General features: G+C 61.8%; 18 protein-coding genes. 9 read left to right on the forward strand and 9 right to left on the reverse strand.

What is annotated here, in order from left to right:
• From QTJ18_RS06615 to QTJ18_RS06650, 8 genes are all read right to left on the reverse strand, one after another.
• Positions 1–567, reverse strand: a complete 567-nt coding sequence (locus QTJ18_RS06615; RefSeq protein WP_289852195.1) for a chemotaxis protein CheB — start codon at positions 565–567, stop codon at positions 1–3.
• A complete protein-coding gene (locus tag QTJ18_RS06620; protein ID WP_252754924.1) occupies positions 564–1,403 on the reverse strand; it encodes a CheR family methyltransferase in 840 nt (279 codons plus the stop codon). The genes QTJ18_RS06615 and QTJ18_RS06620 overlap by 4 nt, the downstream gene beginning before the upstream one ends.
• Positions 1,400–4,834 carry a response regulator gene (locus QTJ18_RS06625; protein WP_252754923.1) on the reverse strand — a complete coding sequence of 1,145 codons (3,435 nt, stop codon included), beginning with the start codon at positions 4,832–4,834 and terminating at the stop codon, positions 1,400–1,402. Before QTJ18_RS06625 ends, QTJ18_RS06620 begins: the two co-directional genes overlap by 4 nt.
• Positions 4,835–5,227: 393 nt before the next feature.
• A complete protein-coding gene (locus tag QTJ18_RS06630; protein ID WP_252754922.1) occupies positions 5,228–6,757 on the reverse strand; it encodes a sulfatase in 1,530 nt (509 codons plus the stop codon).
• Between the two features lie 28 nt (positions 6,758–6,785).
• A complete protein-coding gene (locus QTJ18_RS06635; RefSeq protein ID WP_252754921.1) occupies positions 6,786–7,841 on the reverse strand; it encodes an ABC transporter ATP-binding protein in 1,056 nt (351 codons plus the stop codon).
• A 10-nt stretch (positions 7,842–7,851) separates the two neighbouring features.
• The gene (locus QTJ18_RS06640; protein ID WP_252754920.1) at positions 7,852–8,682 is read right to left on the reverse strand and encodes a carbohydrate ABC transporter permease; all 831 of its coding nucleotides are present in this window, start codon (positions 8,680–8,682) and stop codon (positions 7,852–7,854) included.
• Positions 8,682–9,563: a carbohydrate ABC transporter permease gene (locus QTJ18_RS06645; RefSeq protein ID WP_252754919.1), complete on the reverse strand. Its 882-nt coding sequence runs from the start codon at positions 9,561–9,563 to the stop codon at positions 8,682–8,684. Before QTJ18_RS06645 ends, QTJ18_RS06640 begins: the two co-directional genes overlap by 1 nt.
• A gap of 99 nt (positions 9,564–9,662) precedes the next feature.
• On the reverse strand, positions 9,663–11,024 hold the full coding sequence (locus QTJ18_RS06650; RefSeq protein ID WP_252754918.1) for an extracellular solute-binding protein: 1,362 nt from the start codon (positions 11,022–11,024) through the stop codon (positions 9,663–9,665).
• Between the two features lie 176 nt (positions 11,025–11,200).
• Between QTJ18_RS06650 and QTJ18_RS06655 the strand changes: the two genes are divergently transcribed.
• Entirely contained in the window at positions 11,201–12,187 is a 987-nt protein-coding gene (locus QTJ18_RS06655) for a LysR family transcriptional regulator (protein ID WP_252754917.1), read from the forward strand.
• Positions 12,188–12,283: 96 nt separating this feature from the next.
• Positions 12,284–13,669 carry a sulfatase family protein gene (locus QTJ18_RS06660; RefSeq protein WP_252754916.1) on the forward strand — a complete coding sequence of 462 codons (1,386 nt, stop codon included), beginning with the start codon at positions 12,284–12,286 and terminating at the stop codon, positions 13,667–13,669.
• Between the two features lie 129 nt (positions 13,670–13,798).
• On the opposite strand, the gene QTJ18_RS06665 is transcribed toward QTJ18_RS06660, so the two are convergent.
• Positions 13,799–14,752 (reverse strand): alpha/beta hydrolase family protein, encoded by a 954-nt coding sequence (locus QTJ18_RS06665; RefSeq protein ID WP_252754915.1) that lies wholly within the window; start codon positions 14,750–14,752, stop codon positions 13,799–13,801.
• 92 nt (positions 14,753–14,844) lie between these two features.
• On the opposite strand from QTJ18_RS06665, the gene QTJ18_RS06670 reads away from it, so the two are divergent.
• From QTJ18_RS06670 to QTJ18_RS06700, 7 genes are all read left to right on the forward strand, one after another.
• Entirely contained in the window at positions 14,845–15,738 is an 894-nt protein-coding gene (locus tag QTJ18_RS06670; RefSeq protein WP_252754914.1) for an AraC family transcriptional regulator, read from the forward strand.
• A gap of 164 nt (positions 15,739–15,902) precedes the next feature.
• Positions 15,903–17,468, forward strand: a complete 1,566-nt coding sequence (locus QTJ18_RS06675) for a sensor histidine kinase (protein WP_252754913.1) — start codon at positions 15,903–15,905, stop codon at positions 17,466–17,468.
• On the forward strand, positions 17,461–18,138 hold the full coding sequence (locus QTJ18_RS06680; protein WP_252754912.1) for a response regulator transcription factor: 678 nt from the start codon (positions 17,461–17,463) through the stop codon (positions 18,136–18,138). Before QTJ18_RS06675 ends, QTJ18_RS06680 begins: the two co-directional genes overlap by 8 nt.
• A 351-nt stretch (positions 18,139–18,489) precedes the next feature.
• Positions 18,490–19,422 carry a cellulose biosynthesis protein BcsN gene (bcsN, locus tag QTJ18_RS06685; protein WP_252754911.1) on the forward strand — a complete coding sequence of 311 codons (933 nt, stop codon included), beginning with the start codon at positions 18,490–18,492 and terminating at the stop codon, positions 19,420–19,422.
• Positions 19,423–19,492: 70 nt separating this feature from the next.
• Positions 19,493–21,673, forward strand: a complete 2,181-nt coding sequence (gene bcsA / locus QTJ18_RS06690; RefSeq protein ID WP_252754910.1) for a UDP-forming cellulose synthase catalytic subunit — start codon at positions 19,493–19,495, stop codon at positions 21,671–21,673.
• Positions 21,674–22,110: 437 nt separating this feature from the next.
• The gene (locus QTJ18_RS06695; protein WP_252754909.1) at positions 22,111–24,264 is read left to right on the forward strand and encodes a cellulose biosynthesis cyclic di-GMP-binding regulatory protein BcsB; all 2,154 of its coding nucleotides are present in this window, start codon (positions 22,111–22,113) and stop codon (positions 24,262–24,264) included.
• Positions 24,264–25,310: a family 8 glycosyl hydrolase gene (locus QTJ18_RS06700; RefSeq protein ID WP_252755028.1), complete on the forward strand. Its 1,047-nt coding sequence runs from the start codon at positions 24,264–24,266 to the stop codon at positions 25,308–25,310. Before QTJ18_RS06695 ends, QTJ18_RS06700 begins: the two co-directional genes overlap by 1 nt.
• The last annotated feature ends 15 nt before the right edge of the window (positions 25,311–25,325 follow it).

Below are 25,325 nucleotides of genomic sequence, written 5' to 3' on the forward strand. Positions count from 1 at the left end.
TCAGATCTCCCCGATGACATCGGCAATTGCCGAAAGCGACAAAACGCGCGCCGTTGGACAAGCCTTGATCGCAGCTTCGGGCATTGCCGAAGCGTAAGCCGTTTCCGGTTCCTGAATCAGTCCAAGCCCTCCAGCATCAATCACGGCACGCGCTCCTTTGGCACCATCATGATTGGCGCCTGAAAGCACAACCGCAACGAGACCCGCTCCATAGGCGTCAGCAGCGCTCTCGAACAGAACGTCGATCGACGGGCGAGAATATAACACTGGCTCATCATTAGAGAGCGAGAGTGTCTTATCCGCTTCTATGAGAACATGATAGTCGGGCGGGGCAAAATAGACGGTTCCCGCAAGCAGCGGCTCCTTGTCTTCCGCTTCCTTGACCCGCAGCCGGCACTTGGCGCTGAAAAGCTCCGCCATCACGCTATGTTTGTCCGGCGGGATGTGCACGACGACGACGATGGGAACCGGCAGAGTTGGCGGCAGGCCGGGCAGCAGCACGGACAATGCCTCGACCGCCCCCGCCGATGCCCCCACGACGACGGCCTTTTCGCTTGCTGTCGTCATTCGCCAAGCCTCTGGTAGATCTTTTCCTCCCGGACGAAATCGGTAAACTTGCCGGCGTGCTTTGAAAAGCGCAGGCTCTCCTTCGAACCGAGCCCGAGAAACCCCTTGCGGGCGAGCGAGTCGCTGAACAGGCCCAGCGCACGATCCTGAAGATCCCGATCGAAATAGATCATGACGTTGCGGCAGGAGATCAAGTGCATTTCGCCGAAGACGGCGTCCGTAACCAGGCTATGGTCCGAGAAGACGACATTGCGACGGAGCGTCTTGTCGAAGGAGGCGCCGCCATAGGCCGCCTGATAATATTCGGAGAGACTTGTCTTGCCTCCGGCCTTGCGGTGGTTCTCGGTAAACAACTGCACGCGCTCGAGCGAATAAATGCCCGCTTCCGCCGTCTGCAGCGCCTCCTGGTTGATGTCCGTTGCGTAGAAGATCGTTCTGTCTTCCAGTCCCTCCTCGCGGAACAGGATGACGAGGGAATAGAGCTCTTCGCCGCCACTGCAGCCGGCCACCCACACTTTGAGGGTCGGATAGGTGCGCAAATGCGGCACGACCCTTTCCCGCAGCGCCTTGAAATAGGTGGGATCGCGAAACATTTCACTGACCTGCACCGTCAGGTAGCGCAGCAGCCGCGGCAGCATTGTCGGATCATGCAGCAGATTTTCCTGTATAGCGGAAAATGTGGCAAAGCCCATCTGCTCGCGCGCCTGCTTCAGGCGGCGCTTGATCGATGCCATCGCATAATTGCGAAAGTCATAATGGTATTTGAGATAGAGCGCCTCCAGCAGAAGCCGGATCTCGATATCCTCGATCTTTTCGGATGCCTGCGGTTGCGTCATTTCGGCATCCATACCCGAACGAGCGACAGCAATTTATCGACGTCCAGCGGCTTGGCCATGTAATCATTGGCCCCGGCTTCGATACAGCGCTGCTGATCGTCCGGCATGGCCTTGGCCGTCAAGGTAATGATCGGCAACTTCTTCCAGGCAGGGTTCTTGCGGATCTCCTGGGTCGCGGTCAGACCGTCCATGATCGGCATCATCACATCCATCAGGACCAGATCAATGGCTGCACCGCCGCCGTTCGACGTCTTCTCCAGCGCCTCCAGCGCCTCGCGGCCGTTGCGGGCAATATCGACGATCGCTCCCCGCGGCTCGAGGATATTGGTCAGGGCGTAGACATTGCGGACATCGTCCTCGACGATCAGGATGCGCCGACCCTCGAGCACGGCGTCACGGTTGCGCGCCTTGCGGATCATCATCTGCTGCTCGTCCGGCAGTTCGGAAATGACGCGGTGGAGGAAGAGGCTGACCTCGTCGAGCAGCCGCTCCGGGGACTTCGCGCCCTTGATGATGATGGATTTGGAATAGCGCCGCAGCCTCTGTTCGTCATCGGCCGACAATTCGCGGCCGGTATAGACGATCACCGGCGGGAAGGCATAGGCGTCTTCCTGGCTGAGCGTTTCCAGAAGCGTATATCCCGAGGCGTCCGGCAAAGTGAGATCGAGGACCATGCAGTCGAACGTGCCCTGCTTGAGCAATTCGAGGCATTCGGCGACCGTGCTTGCGGTGACCGTTTCCACGTCCTGCGTGCCGAGCAGCGTCGCCACCGCTTCCCGCTGCACCGGATCGTCTTCCACGATCAGCACGCGGTGGACGCGCTGGGACAGGCGGTTTTCGAGCTTCTGCAGCACATCGATCAATTGGTCGCGGCTGACGGGCTTCACCAGATAGCCCATCGCGCCGAGTGCATAGGCCGTTTCGGTATGGTCGCCGCCGGACACGACGTGAACCGGGATATGACGGGTCTGCACGTCGTTCTTCAGCCGGTCGAGCACGGCCAGGCCCGACTGGTCCGGCAAGCCGACATCGAGCACGACGGCGCTCGGGAGATAGTCCTTGGCGAGGCGCAACGCCTCTTCTGCAGAGCCGGCCACGACCGCCTGGAAGCCGAGTTCGCGCGAGAGATCGCGCAGGATGCCTGCAAAGGTCTCGTCATCCTCGATGACCAGCAGGATGCGCTTTCCGGCCGTCAGCGTGTCACGATCGTCCTCAACCCGGCGGGCAAAGACGGTCGGGCTGTGCGGCGCGGCGGCGGCCGGAGCAGAGGCCGTGGCGACGGGAAGGCTCGGCCGCAGATCGCGGGGCGTCACCTTGCCCGGATCGTAGCGCTCGGGAACGGTCACCGTGAAGGTGCTGCCTTTGCCGGGCTGGCTCTCGAGATCGATGGCACCGCCGAGAAGGCGGACGAGCTGGCGCGAAATGGACAGGCCGAGGCCTGTGCCGCCGAATTTCCGGCTGATCGTGCCATCGGCCTGATGAAAGGCGTCGAACACGCTCTGCTGGTGCTCCGGTGCGATGCCGATACCGGTATCGGAGACGGAGAAGACGACCTGACCTGAGCCATTGCTGCGGATCGACAGCTTGACCTGACCCTTTTCGGTGAATTTGATTGCGTTCGACAGCAGGTTTTTCAGCACCTGTTCGAGCCGCTGCGGATCGGTCTCGATCGTCGCGGGCACATCGGCCCCGACATCGATCGCAAGATCCAGCGCCTTGTCTGCAGCCAGCGGCTGGAAGACCTGATGAAGCGTATTGGTCATGCGTTCGACCGGAACCGCTTCCGGGCGGATTTCGACATGGCCCGCCTCGATCTTGGACAGATCGAGAATATCGTTGATGAGATTGAGCAGGTCGTTGCCGGAGGACTGGATGGTTCTCGCATATTTCACCTGCTCGGCCGTCAGGTTGTCGTTCGGATTGTCGGCCAGGAGCTTCGCCAGGATGAGCGAGGAATTGAGCGGCGTTCGCAGCTCATGCGACATATTGGCGAGGAAATCGGATTTGTACTGGCTGGCCTGTTCCAGTTCGCGTGCCTTCAGTTGCACGGCGACATTGGCACGTTCCAGGTCGTCGCGCTGGATCTCGAGCTGCTGTGCCTGTTCCTCAAGCTGCGAATTGGTCTGCTCCAGCTCCACCTGCTGCTGTTCGAGGCGCGCCTGGCTCTCCTTCAGCGCCCGGCTCTGCTCTTCCAGTTCTTCGTTGGAGACCCGCAATTCCTCGCTCTGGGTCTGCAGTTCTTCGGACTGGCGCTGCGTTTCGTCGAGCAGATCCTGCAATTCGCTGCGATAGACGGCCGAACGCACGGCAATCGCGATCGCCTCCGACGCGCGCTCCAGAAGCTTCGTCACGTCGTCCCTTGTGGCATGCAGGAAGCCAAGCTCAATGACCGCATTGACCGCGCCATCCACCTGGCCGGGCAGGATGACGAGATGGCGGGGTTTATTAGAGCCGAACGCGGAGCCGAATTCGAGATAGCCGTCCGGCACCTGATCGATGACAATCGGACGCCGCTCCGCCGCCGCCTGGCCCAGAAGGCCTTCCCGGGTTCTGAACCGTTCGGGGATGACGGCATTGGGCGGCACGCCATAGGTGGCGGCCTTTTCGAAGCGGTCATGGGTGCCGGTATAGAGGACTCCGGCGACTGCGCCGACATACCGCCCCAGAAATTCGAGAATGCTGGTCCCCAGCTGATCGATCGGCTGATCGCCCATCATTGCCGCTGCCAGCTGCACTTCACCATTTTGAAGCCATTCGTCACGGCGGCGGGCAAGCGTCGTCCGACGCACGAGGAAGGCGATCGTCGCCGTCAGAAGCAGGCCCAGCGCACCGGACAGAAGCGTGCTGAGAAAGGCGGTCTGCTGCGCCGCGTTCATGTCCCGCAGGCGCTGGATGCGGACATCCGTCTCGCCACCCGCCATTGCCGAAATCTGCGCGCGGATCGCATCCATCTCCGCTTTGCCCCAATTCGAATTCACCACGAGCAAAGCGGCTTCAAGCCCGGATGTGCGGCGAATATCGATGGTCTGCGCAAGTTCGGCAAGCTTGCCATCGATGCGCTGACGCAAATTCGCCAGGCGACGATCCTGGCCTGGATTGCCGGCGGTCAGGGCGGCGACCTTGTCCAACTGGACCGGAATGGTCTCCACCGCCAGCCTGTAGGGGGCGAGATAGGAATCATCATTGGTCAGCAGGAAGCCGCGCTGACCGGTTTCCGCGTCCTGCACCTTGGAAAGCAGTTCGTCCAGGGCAACGATGGCGACATGCGTCTGGACCACCCGCTCATTTCCCTCGCGCAGCGCCTGGAGGTTCCAGTAGGCGATGAGGCCGCTGGCGATGAAAAACAGAAACGCACAAAGAAGACCGATCGCGACGCCGGGATCAAGGCCCAGGGCAAAGCGCGTCGTCTGGGGCGTTTGGCGTCGATCCATGGCGGCTCTCATCATCATCGGAAGGCGGGGGAAGGAAAAAGAGGGAGGTTTCGGCGGCACATAGGCAGGCAATCACTTAATTAGTCAATCAATTGCGGTAGCCGATCGATCATTTCGCATCAAGACAGTCCCCTTCCTGCACTGGATGCGAGATATCGTTACCCTGCGGCCGGAAGGAAAGGGCCTGTTCCAATTTTTTCAAGAAGCGATGGAACCGCGCCGACTGGCACGGTTTTTCGGGGGGGGGGTGTCGTGCGCGGTCAATGAGGTCTTAGCCCCCATCCTTGACCGGGTGCAACGCGGCAAGGTGGAGCCGGAGGATGCGCTGTCAGGCATCCGTGATCATGTCGCCGCAGTCATGGCGACGCATTAGCGAGGAAAGCTTGCGGCGGTTCAAGCCCCGGTCCCGCCGCTCCTTTCGCTGGCTGCCTGGGGGTCAAGTTTCAGCCGGGCGAATGCTTCCGCCGGCGCATCATTGGCAGCCATCAGGCGGCACATGTGAGCGATCATCATGGCCTCCGTCTCCGGATCGTCGAGCGGTTGTTCCTGACCGGGATCCTGTGCCAGGTCATAGAGACGTGTATCGTCTTCGAGCATGGCACCCGGGCCGTAATTGTTGAACATCGGCGAACGCTCGATCACCGGCACCTTCATCAGCGGCACATTTTTCGTCCAGCTGAAGGGGTCGGCCAGCGTCGTCCCGGCAAGCTCCTCGGGTGTGAAGGGCTTGGTGATGTGGGTAGGCATGACGGTGTACTGGTAGATCTCCTGCCGCTTCAGGTCCTCGGGATAGCGATGATAGGTGAAACGGCCATCCGTAACATTCACAGCGCCGCCGAAATAGCCGAAGATCAAGGCCTGCCGGTCATTGTCGCGCAACAGCGAATGGCCTTCGGTTTCGGCCGGCGGCGCCACGCCGTAAAGATCCAGGAAGGTCGGCGCAAGGTCGATCGACTGCGTCAGCCGGTCGACGCGTCCGGTCTCCGGCTGCCGCGGATCGTGGATGAAGAGCGGAATATGCACGATCTCCTCATACATATTCATCCGGTTCTTGGCCCAGAAATCATGCTCTCCCAGCAGGAAGCCGTGATCGGTAGTCACCACCAGCGCGGTATCCTTCCACATGTCGTGCCGGTCGAAATCGTCGAGCAGCTGGCCGAGCAGGAAATCGCAGAGCGAGACGATGGCGTAATAATTGGCCCGCAGCTCATCCGCCTCCTCGGGCAGTTCCTCCACCCGCCCATAGCGCGGCCAGTCTCGGATCGGGCCGTTCCAGCCGGTGGCGAAGGGCGCCTTGAAGCGTTCGGGCGCGAAAAAAGGTTCATGCGGATCAAAGGTCTCGATCTGGAGAAACCAGTCATCCTTGTCGCGGTTCATGTCGAGAAATTCCAGACCATGTGCGAAGCACTGAACTGACGGGAAATCCTTTTCCTCACGGATGAACTCCCGGTTGATCATGTAGGGACCGAATTTGTTGTTCTCCGCACCCTCGGTCTGCGCCGGATGGTATTTCTCGCGCAGCCGCTCCCATGGCGGCTGGACCATGGCCTTCCAGGGATCGGATTCCTGCCCGCGGACGAACTCGAACGTGGAATAGCGGTTGTGATAGGTCGCGCCGCCATCCTCCCAGTAATGATAGTGGTCGGTGATCAGATGCGTATGGGTGCCGTTCTGCTTGAGCAATTCGGGGAAGGCATTGTCAAAGGGTTCGAGCGGCCCCCAGCTGCGATGCAGGAAGGTGAGCCGCCCTGTCAACGCATCGCGCCTGGCCGGCATGCAGGGCAGAGAGCCGACATAATGCTTGTCGTAAATGCGGCTGCGTTGCGCCAGCCGGTCGAAATTCGGCGTCGGCACCCGGCTTCCGCCATAGCTTCCCAACATGTGCCGGTTCAGGGAATCGAAAAGGACAAAGACCGTTTTCATCAGACTGGTTTCCTGGCGGGTTCGCTGGTCAAAGACGCGCGCCGCTTTCGGCGTCGAAGACATGCAGATGATTGGGATCGACCCCGAGCGTAAGCACCTCGCCGATCCGGACACCCGCCCGTCCGGGCGTGCGCCAGCAGAGATCGCGGCCGGTGCCCGCATCGAAGAACACATAGGTCTCGGCGCCGAGATTCTCGATGACCTGCACAGTGCCGCGCAGCCCCTGTTCGGCCGGCTGCAGATGTTCCGGCCGGATCCCGGCCACCACATTGCCGCCATTGCGGTGCAGCGCCTCGGACAGAGCCGCACCCGCACCCGCCGTTCCCTGATCGATCGCGCCTTCCAGGGCCGCTCCCTTGATGAGATTGATCGAGGGGGAGCCGATGAATTCCGCGACGAAGCGATTGGCGGGCCGGTCGTAAAGATCCAGCGGCGATCCGACCTGGGCGATCCTGCCTTTGTCGAGAACGACGATCCGGTCCGCCATGGTCATGGCTTCGACCTGGTCATGCGTCACGTAGATCGATGTGGCGCCGATCGTCTGATGCAGTTTTCGCACCTCGGTTCGCATCTGCACCCGCAGCTGCGCGTCGAGATTGGATAGCGGCTCGTCGAAGAGGAAGACCTTCGGGCGACGAACGATCGCCCGTCCCATGGCCACCCGCTGGCGCTGACCGCCCGACAGTGCCCGCGGCAGCCGATCGAGATAGCTGTCAAGCTCGAGCGCGCTTGCCGTGCCCGAAACGGCCGCATCGATCTCCGCCTGCGGCGTCTTGCGCAGCGCCATCGAGAAAGCCATGTTGCGGGCCACGTCCATATGCGGATAGAGCGCATAGGATTGAAATACCATGGCAATGTCGCGCTCGCGCGGCTCCAGATCGTTCACGACCTTGTCGCCGATGGCGATTTCCCCGCCCGTAATCTCTTCGAGACCGGCGATCATCCGCAGCAGCGTGGATTTGCCGCAACCGGACGGGCCGACCAGCACGACGAATTCGCCGTCCTCGATCGTCAGGTCGACGCCCTTGATCACGTCGAGCGCGCCAAACCTCTTCTTCACCTTGTCGAGTGTGACCTTGGCCATCTGGGTCTCCTTATTTGACTGCGCCCATGGTCAGTCCCTGAACGACGAACCGCTGGCCAAAGAACATGAGGATCAATGCGGGTATGGTGGACAGGACCGAGGCCGCCGCCATCTGGCCGTACTGGACCTCATACTGCTCGGCGAATCTTGCAATGGCGACCGGCACGGTGGCGGTTGCGCGGCTTGTCAGGTTGAGCGCGATCGAGAATTCGTTCCAGGAAAAGACGAAGGCGAGAACGCCGGCAGCGATCAGCCCGGGCGTGACGAGCGGCAGAGAAATCTTCCAGAAGGCGTCGATGCGGCGGCAGCCATCGACCATGGCCGCCTCTTCGATATCCTTCGGCAGATCGCTGAAATAGGCCATCATCATCCAGATCGTCATCGGCAGATGCAGCGTGATATGAGTGAGGATGACACCCGTCAGCGATGCCGACAGGCCAAGCTCGCGAAAGATCAGATACCAGGGGCCGACCAAGGTCAGCGGCGGGATCATGTTGAAGATCAAGGTCCAGCCCAGAAAGGCGGCGGAGATCCATCTTTGCCATTGGAGCCTCGCCAGCGAATAGGCGGCGAGTGTCCCGACAATCAGCACGAAGAAGGTCGAGATCGCGGCAACGATCGCGCTATTGGTCACATTGGAGAGGAAATCCGAGCGCCTGGACCACAGGACGTCATTGTAGTTGAACAGCGTCGGCTTGAAGATCCAGGCACCCCTCAGGATGTCGATCTCATATTTGAAGCTCTGCATCATGATCCAGAGGAAGGGACCGAGGATGATGAAGACCCCAAGCATCAGCAGGCCATAGCCGACCCATTTCGAATATCCGCGCAGGACGAGCATCAGTTCTTACCCCCGAAGGCTGCGCTGGCCCTTTGGCCGACCAGCAGGAAGGCGATGGTGGCCGCGATCACCGCAAGCGACAGCATGGCGCCGTAACCCATGTCATTCTGCGCGAAGAAGACCTTGTAGAGGTGAAGACTGACAACCTCTGTCGAGGTGCCCGGCCCGCCCGAGGTGAGCAGGAAGATCTGGTCGAACACCTTGAAGGCGAGAATGGTGCGAAACAGCATGGCCACGGCAATGGCCGGCTTCAGCAGCGGTATGATGATCTTGAAGGTGATGTCGCGGTTCGTCGCGCCGTCCACCCGCGCAGCCTCGATGACCTCCTTGGGCAGGCCCTCCACCGCCGCGAACAGGATCAGGAAGACAAAGGGGGTCCAATGCCAGATATCGACGATGATGACGGAGATCAGCGCCAGCGAGGGTGAGCCGAGCCAGTTGACGGGGCCGTAGCCGATCCAGGTGAAGAACTGGTTGAACACTCCGAAATCATACGAATACATCAGTTTCCACATCGAGCCGATGGCCACGGGCGGCATCAGGACGGGAATGATCAGGACCGTGCGCATGATGCCCTTGAAGGCGGTGACCGAGGCGACGAGGATGGCGATCGCCAGGCCCAGAACGGTTTCGATGATGACGGAGGCGACGGCGAAGATGACGGTGTTGATCAAGGCGATGCGGAAGATCTCATCGTTGATGAGCGTCTGGAAATTTCGGTATGGCGTGAAAAGCCAGACCTCCTGCGCCTGTTCGAACCGAATGGTCGAAACCGCCATGAAGAAAAGGTTGATGATGGGGTAGACGGTCAGCAGCAGGAGCAGCAATGCTGCGGGGCCGAGCGTGAACCACTTGAAGTGACGATTGATGAAATCGGACAAAATCCGCCCTTTCGCATGCACGAGCGGCACGGCCGCCAGCGGCTTTGAAGGTCTTGATCCGGCGGCCGCCCCGAGGGCCGGTGGAGGCCGCCGGCGAGATCATTCGGCGAGCGGTTCAAGCATGGCCGTCTTCCGGCCGTTCTTGGCAAAAAGGTCATGGACCTCCTGGGCGATCTTGTTGAGTGCCGCAGCCGAGGTCATTTCGCCGATCAGCGCCTGATTCAGCCGAAGGCCCATGATCTGGTTGATCGCCGGTCCCTCATTGTAGCCGAGAAGCTGCTTGCCGTATTTGATCTCTTCAAGATAGGCGGGCATCCAGCGGAATTGCTCCTGGTCCTTGAGGTCGGATTCGAAGACATCGGTACGGACGGGAATGCCGCCGCCCTCGGCATAGGCATACTGCGCCTTGTAGGTCAGGAACCACTTGGAGAAGGCGATCGCGCCCTTCTTGCCAGCATCCGAGGCGTTCTTGGGAATGCCGAAGACCCAGGAGCCGATGGCAACGCCAGGCTCGCCCTCGGCGGTCGCCCGCGGCAGAGGTGCGGCATTGATCTGCCCGACCACCGCAGACTTTTGCGGATTGTCGAAGTTCGGGAAGGCGGCCACAACCGCATGGCTCTGCATGCCCTTGCCGGTCTGCATCAGCTGGATCAGGTCACCCTGGCCAAGCGTGGCGTAGTTTTCCGGCCCGCAGGCCTTGCCGATCTCGATGAACTTGTCGAGTGCCTGCTTCACCTGCGGGCTGTTGACGGTGACGGTGTAATCGCCATTGGCTGCATCTTTCTCGACGCTGCCGCCATAGGCCAGCATATAAGCCATGAAATCGTAATAGATGCTGTCGCCCCGCTCGCCGCGCTGCAGGTAGCCATAGGTCGCAGGCGGGCTGTGCAGTGCCTTGCAGTTGGCCAGAACGTCATCGAAGGTCGTCGGGACCTTCATTCCCTTCTCCTCATAGACGTCCTTTCGGTAATAGAAGAGCTGCACATTGCCGTTGGGCGCATAGCCCATGAGTTTTCCGGAGGCGCAGATGCGGAACTTCTTCGCCTCGTCCCAGCAGCCTGCATCGTTGAGACCCAGGACCTGCGGATCGAGCTTGAAGTCGGGATCGATCTCGTTGAGCGGCTGCAGGAATCCGCCTTCGTAGAATTCCACCGTGCTGATCGAGTTGATGTTGATCAGATCCAGAGGACTTGTCCCGCCCGAGCGCACAGCAGACCGTGCCTTTTCCAGCATGCCGTTGAAGGGCGTCACCTCCAGCTTCACCTCGTTGCCGGTCTGCTCCGTGTAAAGATCGACGACCTTTTCAAAGCCGTTATACCAGGGGGAGGCGTTGATCAGGATTGTGATCGGCTCCTGCTTGCCGACGTCGAGAAAACTGTCCTGCGCGAAAGCGCTGCCGGTGGCAAGCAGCAAGGCAAAAGTGGCCGGCAGAAGTGCCTGCGGGCGGTGCATGATGGCCATGTGATCCTCCTTGCGGCGGTGTCATTCCGCCTTCCCATTGTCCGCCAATCTGCGCAGCGATCGCCTCAGGGCGCCGCTCCTCACTCCCTATGACTGGCTGAGGCTCACCTTAATTACCGTTTGCAAATTCAGAAAATGATATCTTATACCTGTGGCAATAACCAAAAGGAATATCGATGGACCGCAACCTTCGTGCATTCCTCGCCGTGGCCCGCGCCGGGAACCTCACGGCAGCCGCAGATCAGATCGGGCTGACCCAGCCGGCACTGACAAAAACGATCCGTCGCGTCGAGCGCGAATTCGGCACACGTCTTTTCGAAAGAACCAGCCGCGGCATGACGCTGACCGATGCAGGCCGCCTGCTGCAGGACCGCTGCGAGAAGATCGAATTGCATTATCGCCAAGGCAAGGAGGAGATCGGCCTGCTGAAGGCGGGGGTTCTTAACGAATTCCGCATTGCCGCCGGCGTCGCCTATCATGTCTCGATCGCTCCCGACCTCGTGCGGCTGTTGAGCCTCGATTTTCCCAAGACGCGCTTCGTCCTGCACTTCCAGGTGGCAGGCCAGGCTATTCCCCGCCTGATGGCGGGCGAGATCGAAATGCTGCTCGGCGCGCTCGACAGCCTGCCGGCGGAGGGTATCGAGACAGTGCCGCTTTTGCATGTCGACATGGTCGTCTACGCCTGCAAGAACAGCGAGCTTGGCCGCATGAAGCAGGTGAAGCCCACCGATCTGGCGGGAAAGAAGTGGGTGGTCTATCAGCGCGATCCGGTGATGTTCAGCCGGCTCAACTCTTATGCTGCGGAAAACATGCTGCCGGAGCCCGAAATCTGCATGGAGATCGACAGTCTCATGGCCAGTTTTCGCGTCGTTCGCGGCACCGAATATGTCACCGCAGCAACATCGGTCGTGCGGCAGTCGGCCGAGGAGGAAGGCCTGCGCCATGTGAAACTCGACCGTGGCATCTGGTATTTTGAGTCCGGCGCTACCTATCGCAGCTCGCTGCGCAACTTTCCCATCATGAAACGGGCGATCGAACTGCTCAAGCAGCTGACCGCCGCCTATTCCGCCGATCATTCGTCCGAGCCTTCTCCCGAAGAACCCTCCGGGCCTGCCCCCCGCGCCAAATCCCAGCCCGTCAGCGATCATTCCGCAAAGTTATGACCAAGGGGCTGATTAGTCATTTTTCCGCGCCTGCCCGCCGAACTAAGAAAGGCGTGTAAGCCGTAAGCCTGCGGTTGAGACAATGAGGAGGCCCCGATGGCAAGAAAACCGAATGTCATTGTTTTCTTTACCGATCAGCAGCGGCATGACACGACGGGCGTGCATGGCAATCCCATGGGATTGACGCCGAATTTCGATCGGCTGGCGCGAGCGGGAACCCATCTCTTCCATTCCTTCACCAGCCAGCCGCTCTGTGGCCCCGCGCGCTCCTCCATGCAGACCGGCCAGTTCGCAACCGAGACCGGCTGCTTCAGGAACGGCATTCCGCTGGCCGATGACGCCGTGACGATCGCCAAGACCTTCGCGAAGGCCGGCTATGCCACGGGCTATATCGGCAAATGGCATTTGGGCGGCTCCGATCCGGTGCCCAAGACAGAACGCGGCGGCTACCAGAGCTGGCTCGCCGCTAACCTTCTGGAATTCACCTCCGATGCCTATGACACGGTTGTCTATGATGTGGATGACCAGCGCCGGAAATTGCCGGGTTACCGGGTTGATGCGTTGACCGATGCCGCCATCCGCTATTGCGACGACCATCAGGAAGATCCGTTCTTCCTGTTCGTCTCCTTCCTGGAGCCGCATCATCAGAACCACACCGATGCCTATCCGGCACCGGATGGCTATGCCGAGGAGATGAACACGCGGCTTTGGACACCGCCGGATCTTGCAACCTTGAAGGGAACAAGCACCTGGCATCTGGGCGGTTATTACGGGATGGTGAAGCGTCTCGACGAAGCCTTCGGCCGCCTCGTCGATGCCCTGAAGAGTCTCGACATGCTGGATGATACCATCATCATGTTCACCTCGGACCATGCCTGCCATTTCAAGACCCGCAATGGCGAGTACAAGCGCTCCTGCCACGAGAGCGCCGTTCGCGTGCCGACGCTGATCACCGGGCCGGGCTTCAATGCTGGCGGGCAGGTGCGGGCGCTGTTTTCCACCGTTGATGTCGCCCCAACCCTCATCGATGCGGCGGGCCTCGCGGTTCCGTCGGAAATGACCGGCACGTCGATCCTGCCGGTCATCCGCGATCACAGGGCGCCGTGGCGCGACGATATCTTCTTCCAGATCTCCGAGACGGAGACCGGCCGGGCCTTGCGTACGCATCGCTGGAAATACGGCGTCACCTCGGCCTATGACCAGGATGCGCCGCGCTCCGACGCCTATCGGGAAAGCTATCTCTACGATCTCGACAACGATCCCTATGAAATGGTCAACCTCGTCGGGCTGACGTCTTTCCGCGAGGTGGCGGACGATCTCAAGCGCCGGCTCCTGCGCTGGATCGCCGAGGTCGAGGAGGGCCAGCAGCCAGAGATTCGCGAGGCGAAGCCGCGCTTTCCGCGGCAATATCGCCTCAACGCCAGCGACCTGATCGGCGCTGTCGACCGCGAAAGGGAGATCGATCCTCTCGACGAGGCGTGATCCTCCCGAAGCCTCCCGAAGCCCCTATAAGCTTCTCGGAGCCGCCCGTATGCGCAGCTCCGGAAAGCCCGGCCGAGTTTCCGAAGCACGACCGGGCCTCATGCCACCCGCGCATTTGCAGGCGGATGATCAGGCCCTCGTCTTTTCGCTCAGGCGCGCAAGGCTGGCTGCCGGCCCGGACAGCGCGGACGAGGCGGAAGCCCAGGCGGCCGCATCCACATCAAGTTCCGTTCGCAGCCAGGCCAGCGTCATCCGCTTGACCGCTTCGAGCACATCCGGTGCTTCGATCTCGGTTTCCTTCGCATCAAGCCCGGCAATGCCGCCGAGCCCGTGACCGACGCCGGTAAGCGTCAACAGGGCCTGAACCGCTGCTGAGTCGTGATAGGCATCGGCATGCCATTCCGGCCCAAGTGGGGTGAAGTGCGGATTGTCATCTTCGCCGCAGACGACCAGGCTTGGGGTGGCGAGGCTGGAAAAATCCAGATCGAAGAAGGGGAAGCGTGCGGCGCTTTCCGGCGTCAGATCGCGGCCTCCGCGCCCGGGCGAGGCCAGCAGGATCCCGGCCTTGATGCGCGGATCGAAGAAACTTTCGCCATGCAGGCTGGCGCCGAGCAGGAGACCGACCGTGTGGCCACCAAAGGAATGGCCGGCGGCGGCAATCCGGCTGTGATCCAGGCGTCCGGCCAGCGCCGGGGCCAGGCGCTCGACCTCCGGCAGCCTGTCGAGAATGAGCGACATCTCCTGGACACGCTCGCGCCAGAAGAAGGGCGCGTTGGGCAGGTCGGCCGGAAGGCCGCCGACCCGCGACGACGCATGGGTCGGTTGCAGGACCGCAAAGCCTCTCTCCGCCCAAAACTGCGCCAGCGGCGCATAGCCGTCTTTGGACGGGACGTAATGGGATGGACCATAGCCGTGCGACAAGATGATGATCGGCACGCCGCTGCCGCTTGCCGGAGCGGTCAGGCGAAGCTCCAGCGGCTGGCGACCCTCCATCTCGAGCCGGATCGGTGAATAGGCGATGGTCAGAGCGGCATCCGGTGTCGCGATGTGGCGCGCAAGGTCAATAAGATTGTTCGTCGTCATTCGGTGATCTCCTATTTGCTGAAACAGGATGGACGCTAGAAGCCGGATTATCTATGCTTAGCTGTCCCGTTCTGTTTTGTGAGCGTCCAACAATGTCCGATCCTCTGGCTGAAATCGTCTCGCTGCTCAAACCCGTCCCCTCGATCGCCAAGCTGGTGATGGCAGGCGGCCCCTGGCTCGTGGAGCGCAGCGATATCGGCAACCCCTTTTACTGCGCTGTTGTGGAGGGATGCTGCCGGCTGACGATCCGCGGTCGGGAGCCGATCCTGCTCCGGGCGGGAGATTTCATCCTGGTTCCGGCGATCCATTCCTTCACCATGAGCAGCCTCACCGCTCCGCCGCGCGGTACTCTGCCGCAAAGGCTGGAAACGAGTCCCGGGGTCTTCAGGCTGGGCAATCCGGACACGCCGGTCGACGTCACCGCCATGGTCGGCCACTGCGCCTTCCTGACGGACGATCCGCATCTGCTGGTTTCGCTGCTTCCCGATGTCGTGCATGTCAAAGGCCAGAGCAGGCTGATGGATCTGGTGCGCATGATCCATGCGGAGACGGTCGATCGGCTGGCGGCGCGGGAGATGATCCTGTCGCGCCTGCTCGAAGTCCTGCTGATCGACGCCCTGCGCAGCGAAGGGGATGCGATGACAGCACCTGGCCTGCTGCTCGGCCTGAGCGATCCGAAACTGGCGCCTGCGCTTCGCCGCATCCATCGCGATCCGGGTGGCGATGTCGGTGTCGAAGACCTGGCCCGCGAGGCCGGCATGTCGCGCTCTGCCTTCTTCGAGCGGTTTCGGCGCCACCTCGGGCTAGCCCCGATGGAATATGTCACCGGCTGGCGAATGGCGCTCGCCAAGGATCTTCTACGTCGGGGAAATGTGCCGCTCGCCGATGTTGCCGGTCGCATCGGTTATGCCTCGCCGAGCGCGTTCAACGTGGCCTTTGCGAGACATGTCGGCGTGACGCCCGGCGCCTTTGCCCGCACCGGCTGACGCCGGCGACGCCTCATCACACCTAAGAGCGCGCAATGACACTGCACACCACGCAGCGGACACGTGCAGCAAGCCGCGGCACTACACCATTGTATAGGTCCGGCGGATATAATCAGTCGCTAATCTCGATCCCAAACAGAAAACGAGGGGACAAGGTGAAGAGCGTGATCTCCGCCCGACATGAGACGGGTCACTACAGGATCATATTCGGCCTTGCAGCTGTTCTGACGGCTGTCTCGGTCTTCGTCGTGGACACGTTCACGAGCATCGAGGGCGCGATCGCCGTCCTCTATGTCATCTCCCTTTTGATGGCTGCCGAAGCGCTGAACCGTGTCGGACTGGTGCTTTTGACCGGCCTGTTCATGGCATTGTCGCTCACCTCCTTCTTCGTCACCCATTCGCCGAACCCCGATCTGCCGACGAGTCTGCGTCTCATCGTGGCGCTCGCCGCTCTCGCCGTGACGACGGCCTTGCTCCTGCGCAATGATCGGGCGCGGGCGGCGCTCTTAGAAACCAACGAGGCCCTGCGGCATAGCGAGGCTCGGTACCGCTCGATCTTCGACCGGACGCGTGTCGCCCTGTGGGAGCGCGATTACTCGAGACTGCGAAGCTTTTTGATGGAGTTGAAGGCCAGCGGCGTGAGCGATATCAAGCTCTATGCCCGCTCGCATCCGGACGTCCTCGCGCAATGTGCCGGCATGATCGACGTCGTTGACGCGAACGAAGCGGCGATGGAACTGCTCGGAGCCTTTGCCGAGGACGGATCCTCCGGCATCCTGAAGCGGATCATTCCGAAAGACAGCGCAACCTTCCTGGCCGTCCTCCAGGCGATCCTGGACGGCGCGAACTTCTTTGAAGATCATGCCGAGGTCTACAACGAGAAGGGCGAGCGCCGCGTCGTGCTGCTCGGCATTGATTTTCCGAAGGATCCCTCCGCCTTCAACCGCGTCGTCGTCAGCATGGTCGACGTTACCCAGCGGGAGGAGGCGCGCAAGGCGCTGGCGGATGCGCAGGCCGAACTCGGTCGCGCCTCCAAGGCCGCGACGGTCGGCGCCTTGTCGGCCTCGCTGGCGCATGAACTGAACCAGCCTCTCGGCGCCATTGCCGTGAATGCCCAGACCCTGGTCCGCTGGCTCGATCGCGATCCGCCCGATATCGATGCGGCCAAGCGGGCGGCCGCCCGCATTCACCGCGACAGCAACCGGGCGAGCGATATATTCAAGAGCACCCGCGCCATCCTGCTTGCAACGCCGAAGGAGACGGAAGCCATCGATCTCGAAGCGCTGATCACCGATACACTTGCGCTGATGGAGCATGATCTGCAGAACGAGCGCGCGACGGTGGAGGTTATCCGGAAAAGGCCCCTGCCCCATTTGACGGCGGTTCGGGTGGAAATGCAGCAGGTGCTGATCAATCTGATTGCCAATGCGGCGCAAGCCATGAGCAGTTGCGGCGCGCCGCACCGTCTCGTGACCATCACGCTCGACGCGCCGACGGATGCGGATCACATCTCCATCTCAGTCCGCGACAGCGGCGCCGGATTGCCTGGCGATGCTGAAGACAAGCTGTTCAAGCCATTCTTCACCACCAAGGAGACCGGAATGGGGATCGGCCTTTCCATCTGCCGAAGCACGATCGAGGCGAGCGGCGGCACCTTGACCGGAGCCAACCATCCCGACGGCGGTGCGCTATTCGAGATCAGACTACCGAAGGAGACAGCCAGTGCCTGAGCGCAACGCCAAGAGCCAGGACCCGGATGCGCCGATCGTCTACATCCTGGACGACGACATCTCGATGCGCGAATCGCTTGTCGACCTCTTCCTGTCGATGCGGTTCGAGGCCAAAGCCTTTTCCAGCCCCACCGAATTCATGGCGCAGGCAGAGCTCGATCGCGCCGGCTGCATCGTTCTGGATGTCAGGCTGCCGGGGATCAACGGCTTGGATTTTCAGGGTCATCTGGAACGGGCCGGCAGTCTTTTACCGATCGTCTTCATGACCGGTTACGGCGATATCTCGATGAGCGTGCGGGCCATGAAGGCCGGGGCCGTCGATTTCCTCCCCAAGCCGTTCCGCGACCAGGACATACTCGACGCGGCTCTGGCGGCGGTGGAGCGTGACGCGGATCGCCGGCGGCAGATGCGCCGCCACCTGGACGTGACGGCGCGCTTGGAAAGCCTGACCGGCAGAGAGCGCGAAGTCATGGAGGCGGTGGTCGAGGGTCTCATGAACAAGCAGATCGCCTTCAAGCTCGGGATCAGCGAGATCACCGTCAAGCTGCACCGCGGCAATGTCATGCGCAAGATGCAGGTCAGGTCCGTTGCGGATCTGGTGCGTATCGCCGAACAGACGAGCAAGCTGCTGGCGCGGTCGCCAAAACCACTTTTCGGACGGGTGGCCTGACCGAAAGCGGGAGACGTCGCGGCCGCTTCCACAGATACCACATATCGTATTCGACACATCCCAGCTTTGCGAATCACCGGGACGCGGCCGCCATCCAACCCGGTTGCAATAACTCTCCGTCCCTCACCGAAAGCTGCAGCTTTTGGTTGCTTTTCCCGAAAGCTGCCCCGCATCGGGACCCGCATCCCGCTCTTCGCTTCGATGTTTACCATTGGTTAATCATAGCTGGGGCTAATGTAACCTCGGGCGGAGGGCGCGTATTGTTTTGCCACGTCTTTTTCTAAAATAGACGGGAAGGGCGACGACGTGTCGGCTGCGAGAGACTGGATGTTGCGTGTCTGCACAGGATTGATGATAGGGACGGCTGGAGCCGGATGCAGTTCTACGGGAACCGTCACGCGCCCGGTCACTCCCTCTCTGGTTGCCGACGAGCAGGCGCTGGCCCTGCCGCCTCCCGGCGGACCGGCAGTTGTCGGCGTGGTGGAGCGGCCGCGCGGCAATGGCGTCGAACAGGTGATCTCTCTGGCCACCACCGCACGCGTGACGGGGCAGAACTTTCTCAAAATCGAATTTTTCGGCGCCGATGTCTCGCGCGGTCCCACAGCCTCGTTTCGCACGGTGCAGGAAAGAGCAATTCTCAGGGAAGCGGCGGCGGCCATTCCGGGCGTACGCCTCGCGCGCCGCTCCACCTTCCTGCAGAACAGCTACGGCCCCTTTGCCTATGCCGCCGGCCGAAGCGGACTTGGCGACACCTGCATCTATGCCTGGCAGCAGATCCGTGCCAGCGCCACGCAGGGCGCGATCGGCCGCAATTTCGGCATGATCCAGGTGCGCTGGAGGCTTTGCGACAGCTTTGCCAGCGAAGAACAGCTGCTCAGCGCGGTCTATGGCTATACCATTACCGGCAGCTTCGAAGGGCAGGCCTGGAACCCCTTCGGCGAGCCAAACCCGGTTGATCCGCGCCTTGGCCGCACCGGCTATCCCATCTATCCGGGACAGGAGGCGTCCTCTGGCGCCCTTCCCATGGGCTATGCCGGCGGCATCGATCCGCGACGCACGGCAGCGATTTCAAGACCGCCTGCAGCGAGGCCTCTCGCGGCGTCCGCTCCGCCGGCACTGCCGGCCCCAGCTCTGCGTGAGACGGGACCGCGCGTTCCCAGTCCCGCCCGATGGACCAACAGCGCCGGTGCGGAGCCTTCCGCAGCGGCCGATCAGCAACCGACAGTGAAGCGGCCAGCCGTCACGGTGCCTTCACCGAAGGAAATCTCAACGTCCCGACCATGATGGCGGGCGTCAACAACAGGCGTATTTCCGGCGGCATCAGCGGCCGGCCCCTTCGCGCCGAAGGATGTCGATGCAGAAAGCCCGTAGCGTATTCTTGTGGGCGGTCGTGGCTATTTTTGAAATCGCCCTGATCACGCTTCCCGTCAGCCTCCAGGCGCAGTTGATCGCCGGCATCAGCGTGGTGACGCTGATGGGCGTCATCAAGATCCTGAACGCACAGGGCACATGGCGGCTGGTCTCGCTGGCGCTCGGCATCGGGATCGTGCTGCGCTACGTCTATTGGCGCACGACGGAGACGCTGCCGCCGATCGATCAGCTGCAGGACTTCATTCCCGGAATGCTGCTCTATCTGGCGGAGATGTACAATGTGCTGATGCTCGCTTTGAGCCTCTTCATCGTTGCCATGCCTCTGCCGCCTCGCCCGTCGCGCAAGGATGACATCGGTGATCTTCCGGATGTCGATGTCTTCATTCCCACCTATAACGAAGATTCCAAGCTGCTGGCCAATACCGTTGCAGCGGCGAAGGCCATGGATTATCCGGCTGACAAATTGCATGTCTGGTTGCTGGATGACGGCGGCACAGAGCAGAAGCGACATGCAACGGACGTTGCAGCGGCCGAGGCCGCCCGCGAGCGCCATCAGGACCTCTCCGAACTCTGCCGGACTCTCGGCGCGCATTACCTCACCCGCGAGCGCAACGAGCATGCAAAGGCCGGCAATCTCAACAACGGCCTTGCCCATTCCACCGGCGAACTCGTGGCGGTCTTCGATGCCGACCACGCGCCGGCGCGGGATTTCCTGCGCGAGACCGTCGGATATTTCGGCGAAGATTCGAAGCTGTTCCTCGTCCAGACCCCGCATTTCTTCATCAATCCCGATCCCCTGGAGCGGAACCTGCAGACCTTCGACAAGATGCCGAGCGAGAATGAAATGTTCTATGGCATCATCCAGCGCGGGCTGGACAAGTGGAATGCCGCCTTCTTCTGCGGCTCGGCAGCGGTGCTCAGCCGCAGAGCCTTGGAACAGACCGGCGGGTTTTCCGGCCTCAGTATCACTGAGGATTGCGAAACGGCGCTTGCGCTCCACAGCGCCGGATGGAACAGCGTCTATGTTGACAAGCCGCTGATTGCCGGACTGCAGCCCGCCACCTTTGCCAGCTTCATCGGCCAGCGCAGCCGGTGGGCGCAGGGCATGATGCAGATCCTGCGTTTCCGCTTCCCGCTCTTCAAGCGCGGCCTCAGCCTGCCACAGCGGCTCTGCTATATGTCGTCGACGCTGTTCTGGCTGTTTCCCTTCACCCGGGCGACCTTCCTGTTCGCGCCGCTTTTCTATCTGCTCTTCGACCTGCAGATCTTCATCGCCTCAGGCGGCGATTTTCTCGCCTATACGCTGTCCTACCTGATCGTGAACCTGATGATGCAGAACTATCTCTATGGCTCCTTCCGCTGGCCATGGATCTCCGAACTCTATGAATATGTGCAAACGGTCCATCTGCTGCCGGCCGTGGTCTCGGTCATGCTCAATCCCCGCAAACCGACCTTCAAGGTCACGGCGAAGGACGAATCGATTGCCGTCAGCCGCCTGTCCGAAATCAGCCGGCCCTTCTTTGTGATCTTCGCCGTTCTGGCGGCCGTCACGGTCTACGGCGTCTATCGCATCTATACCGAGCCCTATAAGGCCGACATCACCCTGGTCGTCACCGGCTGGAACATGCTCAATCTCGTCCTTGCCGGCTGCGCGCTCGGCGTTGTGGCCGAGCGGCGGGAGAGGGCGGGATCGCGCCGGGTGAAGCTGCAACGGCGCTGCGAAGTGGTGATAGACGATCGGCCCTATGTCGCCTCCATCGAGGATGTCTCGGTGGGCGGCGCCCAGCTGCATATCTTCGCCAGGCAGGTCCCGGGCATCGCCAAGGGCAAGACGGCCTTGCTGCGCTTCGAGCCGCACGGGCTGACCACGAAGGAGACCCTGCCGATCGTGGTGCGAAGCGTCGAACCCTCCGGCGACTTGACGATTATCGGTTGCCAGTATCAGCCGGCCGGGCCGCTGGATCATCGCTGGATCGCCGATCTGATCTTCGCCAATTCCCGCCAGTGGACGCAGTTCCAGGAGTCCCGGCGCAAAAATCCCGGCATCGTCAAGGGCAGCCTGATCTTCCTCAGCGTGGCGCTCTACCAGACCAGTCGCGGGCTCGTCTATTTCCTGCGCGGGCGAGGCAGCGCCAATGCCGCCGCACGGGAGACCGCAAGATGACGCTTGTCGTGACGAGAGCTCTGCCGATCCTCATCTGCCTTCTCGCTCTGCCGGGTCTTGCGATCGCCCAGACCCTGCCCTTCGACATGTCGCCGGAAAGACCTTCCGAGCGTGATCCGCTTCCGCAGATGCCGCGCCCGACACCCGTTTCTCCGAGGAACGACCCCCCATCCGATCGGACAGACGGTCAACCCCCCGGGCAACCCCCCGGGCAACCTCCTGAGAAACCCCGAGAGCCGTCGCCAGGGCAGTCCCCAGAGCAATCCACAGGACAGCCAACGGGCCAATCGTCCGGGCGGGGCGCCGAGCAGCCTTCTTCGCCGCAATCGGACGGGCCGGAGGCGCCTGATACTTCGCCACCGGTGACACGGTCGACGCCGCCGCGCCGGCCGGGGCAAACGGCACCACGCGAGGCCCCAACGCCACCGGCAGTGCTGGTGGAAGGCCAGCGCCGCTATCTCATACCGTCGGAGAGCGTCGCCCTTTCCGGGGAATATAGCCGGCGCGCCTGGTCCTTCTACCTGACCTCAGAGCAGGCAAAGGCTTCCTCTTCCCTGCATCTGGCCTATCAAAATGCGATAGTTGTCGCTCCGGAGGCGTCGACCCTGTCGCTCTTCATCAATAACCGACGCGTCGGCGAGGAAAAAATCAGCGCGCCGACAGGCGTAAGATCGGTTCGCTGGGTGATCCCTGCCGGCCTTCTGCGCCCCGGCAGCAACGACATCGAGCTGCTCGCCAACCAGAGGCATCGCACCGATTGCGATATTCGCTCCACCTATGACCTGTGGACCGAGATCGACAGCGCCGAGACCTATCTCCAGTTCGCACCGGATATTGCTTCGGCCAATTCCGCGGTCGAAGCCGTCAACGCGCTTGGCGCCGATGCCGAGGGGTTGACGCATTTCCAGATGGTCGTGCCGTCGATCGGCCCCATCGAGGAGCTATCGCCTCTCCTCAAACTCTCCCAGGGCCTGTCCGTGATGAGCGGCATGCCCAATCCGCAATTCTCCTTCCAGCAGGGCCTGCCGCAGCAGGTCGCCACGCCGGGGCGCCTGACCATTGCGATCGGCACGGCGGCGAAGCTGCAAACTGTCGTGCCTGCCATGCCGCCGGGTGCCGAGACCGGTCCGGTCAGCGCCGTGACGCGAGCGGCGGACGGCAAGAGCAGCCTTCTCGTCTTCACCGGGCCAACCTGGGCTGCCGTCAGCAGCGCCATCGATGCCTTCCTGGCACCGGTGACCCGCCCGCCTTCGCTGCGGCGGGACTCCATGTCCAATGAGCGGTGGGTCCGGCCCAATGCGCCCTTCGTCTTTGGCGGCGAACGCCTGTCCTTCGCGCAGTTAGGCATTCCGACGAGCGAATTTGCTGGCCGGCGTTTCCGCGTTGGCTTCGATGTCGCGGTGCCCTCCGATTTCTATGCCGGTGCTTATGGCGAAGCCACGCTCTATCTCGATGCCGCCTATGGCGCCTCGGTTGCGGCCGGCAGCCATATCGATGTCTATGTCAACGGAAACATCGCCTCCACGGTGCCGGTGACGGAGGAGGGCGGCGGCATATTGCGCCAGTCGCCGATCCGCATCACCATGCGGCATCTGCGCCCCGGCATCAATCACATCGAACTGGAAGCCATCCTTCTCTCCAAGGCCGACAGTGCCTGCGTTCCCGGCAGCAATGCCTCCGCGGATGCCCGTTTCGCACTCTTCGACACATCCACCTTCCACATGCCGGATTATGCCCGGATCGGCCAGACGCCGAACCTCTCGGCCCTTTCCGGAACCGGCTTTCCCTATAGCCGCCAGCAGGCCTCCACTGCGCTTTTCATGGACAGGATCGATGCCGACATGCTCTCGGCGGCGGCCAATTTCTTCGGCAAGACGGCGCAGATCTCCGGAGCGCCGATCCCCATCGAGCCGGTTTCGGCGGCCAATGCGGTGGGCGGCCGCAATGCGATCTATATCGGCTCGGCCGGACAGCTTCCGACCAATGTCCTTTCCCAGCTGAACCTTGATCCGGATCTCGCCGCAGGCTGGACACCGGCCAATGCGGAGGACCCGGCGGAAGGTGCCGGGACCGCCTCCATGGAAGCCTGGCGCAACAGGCTGCAAGGCGGCTATATCAGTCAGTCGGCCGCAACCTTCCAGGAATGGCTGCAGGCCAAGCTCGACTTTTCGGAAGGCGCCCTGCGCTTCCTGCCCGGCAAGGAAGTCGTCTTCCGGCCGGATGAGGATGACGATCTTCTTCTCGCGCAGGGTACCGGAGTGAACGGTGCCGGCATATGGACGGTTCTGACCGCCCCCAATTCCCAGGAACTGCGGCTTTCGACCAGCAAGCTGGTCCAGGACAGCATATGGCAGCAGATCGAAGGCCGCGTCTTCAGCTATGCCCGCGCCACCAATGAAGTTTCCGTGCAGGAGGCGAGAATGCTGTCCTTCCTGCCGCCGATCAATCGCACCCTGCAGAACTACCGGCTGATTGCTGCAAACTGGCTCTCCAGCAATCTTCTATCCTATGCGCTGGCAATCGTGCTGGCATCTTGTCTGCTTGGGGCGACCACCGCTACCCTGCTGAGATGGTTGGGGAGGCGAAGATGATGACGAAATGGCTGATCATGGTGCTGACACTGACAGGCCTCCTGGCATCGAACTTTCCAGCCGCCGCCCAGCAGGGCTCGCTGGAGAAGCCGCTCTGGCAGACCTACAAGACCCGTTTTCTCGATGCCAGCGGCCGCATCGTCGATAATGCCAATGGCGGCATCAGCCATAGCGAAGGACAGGGCTACGGCCTGCTGCTGGCCTTCTTCGCCGATAGTCCCTCGGATTTTGCACAGATCTGGTCCTTCACCAAGACCGAACTGATGATCCGCGATGATGGCCTTGCCGCCTGGAGATGGGATCCGGCAAGCGAGCCGCACGTGACGGATCTGAACAATGCCTCCGATGGCGACCTGCTGATCGCCTATGCTCTCGCTCTGGCGGGCGCGGCCTGGGACCGCGACGACTACCTGGCCAGCGCGGCAGGGATTGCCCGCGCCGTTCTGTCCAATCTCGTCGTCGAACGCGGAGGACGCATGCTGCTCCTGCCGGCGGCGCAGGGGTTCGATTCCGGCGACCGCGCCGACGGCCCGGTGATCAACCCCTCCTACTGGATCTTCGAAACCTTTCCCGTCATGGCCATACTGGCGCCCTCCGACAAATGGTCGAGGTTGGAGCGGGACGGATTGGCGCTCCTTCCCACCCTGGCCTTCGGGCCGCGCAAGCTCCCGGCGGAATGGGTCAGTCTTGCCCGGCAGCCAAAGCCGGCGGACGGTTTTGCCGCCGAATTCGGTTACAATGCCATCCGCATTCCGCTCTACCTGTTGCGCGCCGGTCCGGATCATCTCGCTCTGGCCTCCCGCCTGCAGCAGGCCATCACCGTGGATGGGACCATTCCCGCAATCATCGATCTCGAGAATGGCGCGCCGAAGGAGCGGCTGACCGATCCGGGTTATGCTTTCGTTAACCATATTATGGCCTGTGTTAGCAGTGGGACGCGTGTGCCGAACCCCGCCCGTGAGCTGACGTCAGAGTTCTATTATCCGGCAACTCTGCATCTGCTTGGTCTTGCTTATGTCGTGGAGAAACATCCGTCGTGTCTCTGAACCTCTCCATGCTGC

It is taken from the genome of Rhizobium sp. SSA_523, assembly GCF_030435705.1.
Taxonomy (GTDB): Bacteria; Pseudomonadota; Alphaproteobacteria; order Rhizobiales; family Rhizobiaceae; genus Neorhizobium.

What these genes read in the sequence shown, in the direction of transcription:
- QTJ18_RS06615 (WP_289852195.1), bottom strand. Translation starts at nt 567, where the DNA reads ATGACGACAGCAAGCGAAAAGGCCGTCGTCGTGGGGGCATCGGCGGGG.
- QTJ18_RS06620 (WP_252754924.1), bottom strand. Translation starts at nt 1,403, where the DNA reads ATGACGCAACCGCAGGCATCCGAAAAGATCGAGGATATCGAGATCCGG.
- QTJ18_RS06625 (WP_252754923.1), bottom strand. Translation starts at nt 4,834, where the DNA reads ATGGATCGACGCCAAACGCCCCAGACGACGCGCTTTGCCCTGGGCCTT.
- QTJ18_RS06630 (WP_252754922.1), bottom strand. Translation starts at nt 6,757, where the DNA reads ATGAAAACGGTCTTTGTCCTTTTCGATTCCCTGAACCGGCACATGTTG.
- QTJ18_RS06635 (WP_252754921.1), bottom strand. Translation starts at nt 7,841, where the DNA reads ATGGCCAAGGTCACACTCGACAAGGTGAAGAAGAGGTTTGGCGCGCTC.
- QTJ18_RS06640 (WP_252754920.1), bottom strand. Translation starts at nt 8,682, where the DNA reads ATGCTCGTCCTGCGCGGATATTCGAAATGGGTCGGCTATGGCCTGCTG.
- QTJ18_RS06650 (WP_252754918.1), bottom strand. Translation starts at nt 11,024, where the DNA reads ATGGCCATCATGCACCGCCCGCAGGCACTTCTGCCGGCCACTTTTGCC.
- QTJ18_RS06655 (WP_252754917.1), top strand. Translation starts at nt 11,201, where the DNA reads ATGGACCGCAACCTTCGTGCATTCCTCGCCGTGGCCCGCGCCGGGAAC.
- QTJ18_RS06660 (WP_252754916.1), top strand. Translation starts at nt 12,284, where the DNA reads ATGGCAAGAAAACCGAATGTCATTGTTTTCTTTACCGATCAGCAGCGG.
- QTJ18_RS06665 (WP_252754915.1), bottom strand. Translation starts at nt 14,752, where the DNA reads ATGACGACGAACAATCTTATTGACCTTGCGCGCCACATCGCGACACCG.
- QTJ18_RS06670 (WP_252754914.1), top strand. Translation starts at nt 14,845, where the DNA reads ATGTCCGATCCTCTGGCTGAAATCGTCTCGCTGCTCAAACCCGTCCCC.
- bcsN (WP_252754911.1), top strand. Translation starts at nt 18,490, where the DNA reads ATGATAGGGACGGCTGGAGCCGGATGCAGTTCTACGGGAACCGTCACG.
- bcsA (WP_252754910.1), top strand. Translation starts at nt 19,493, where the DNA reads ATGCAGAAAGCCCGTAGCGTATTCTTGTGGGCGGTCGTGGCTATTTTT.
- QTJ18_RS06700 (WP_252755028.1), top strand. Translation starts at nt 24,264, where the DNA reads ATGACGAAATGGCTGATCATGGTGCTGACACTGACAGGCCTCCTGGCA.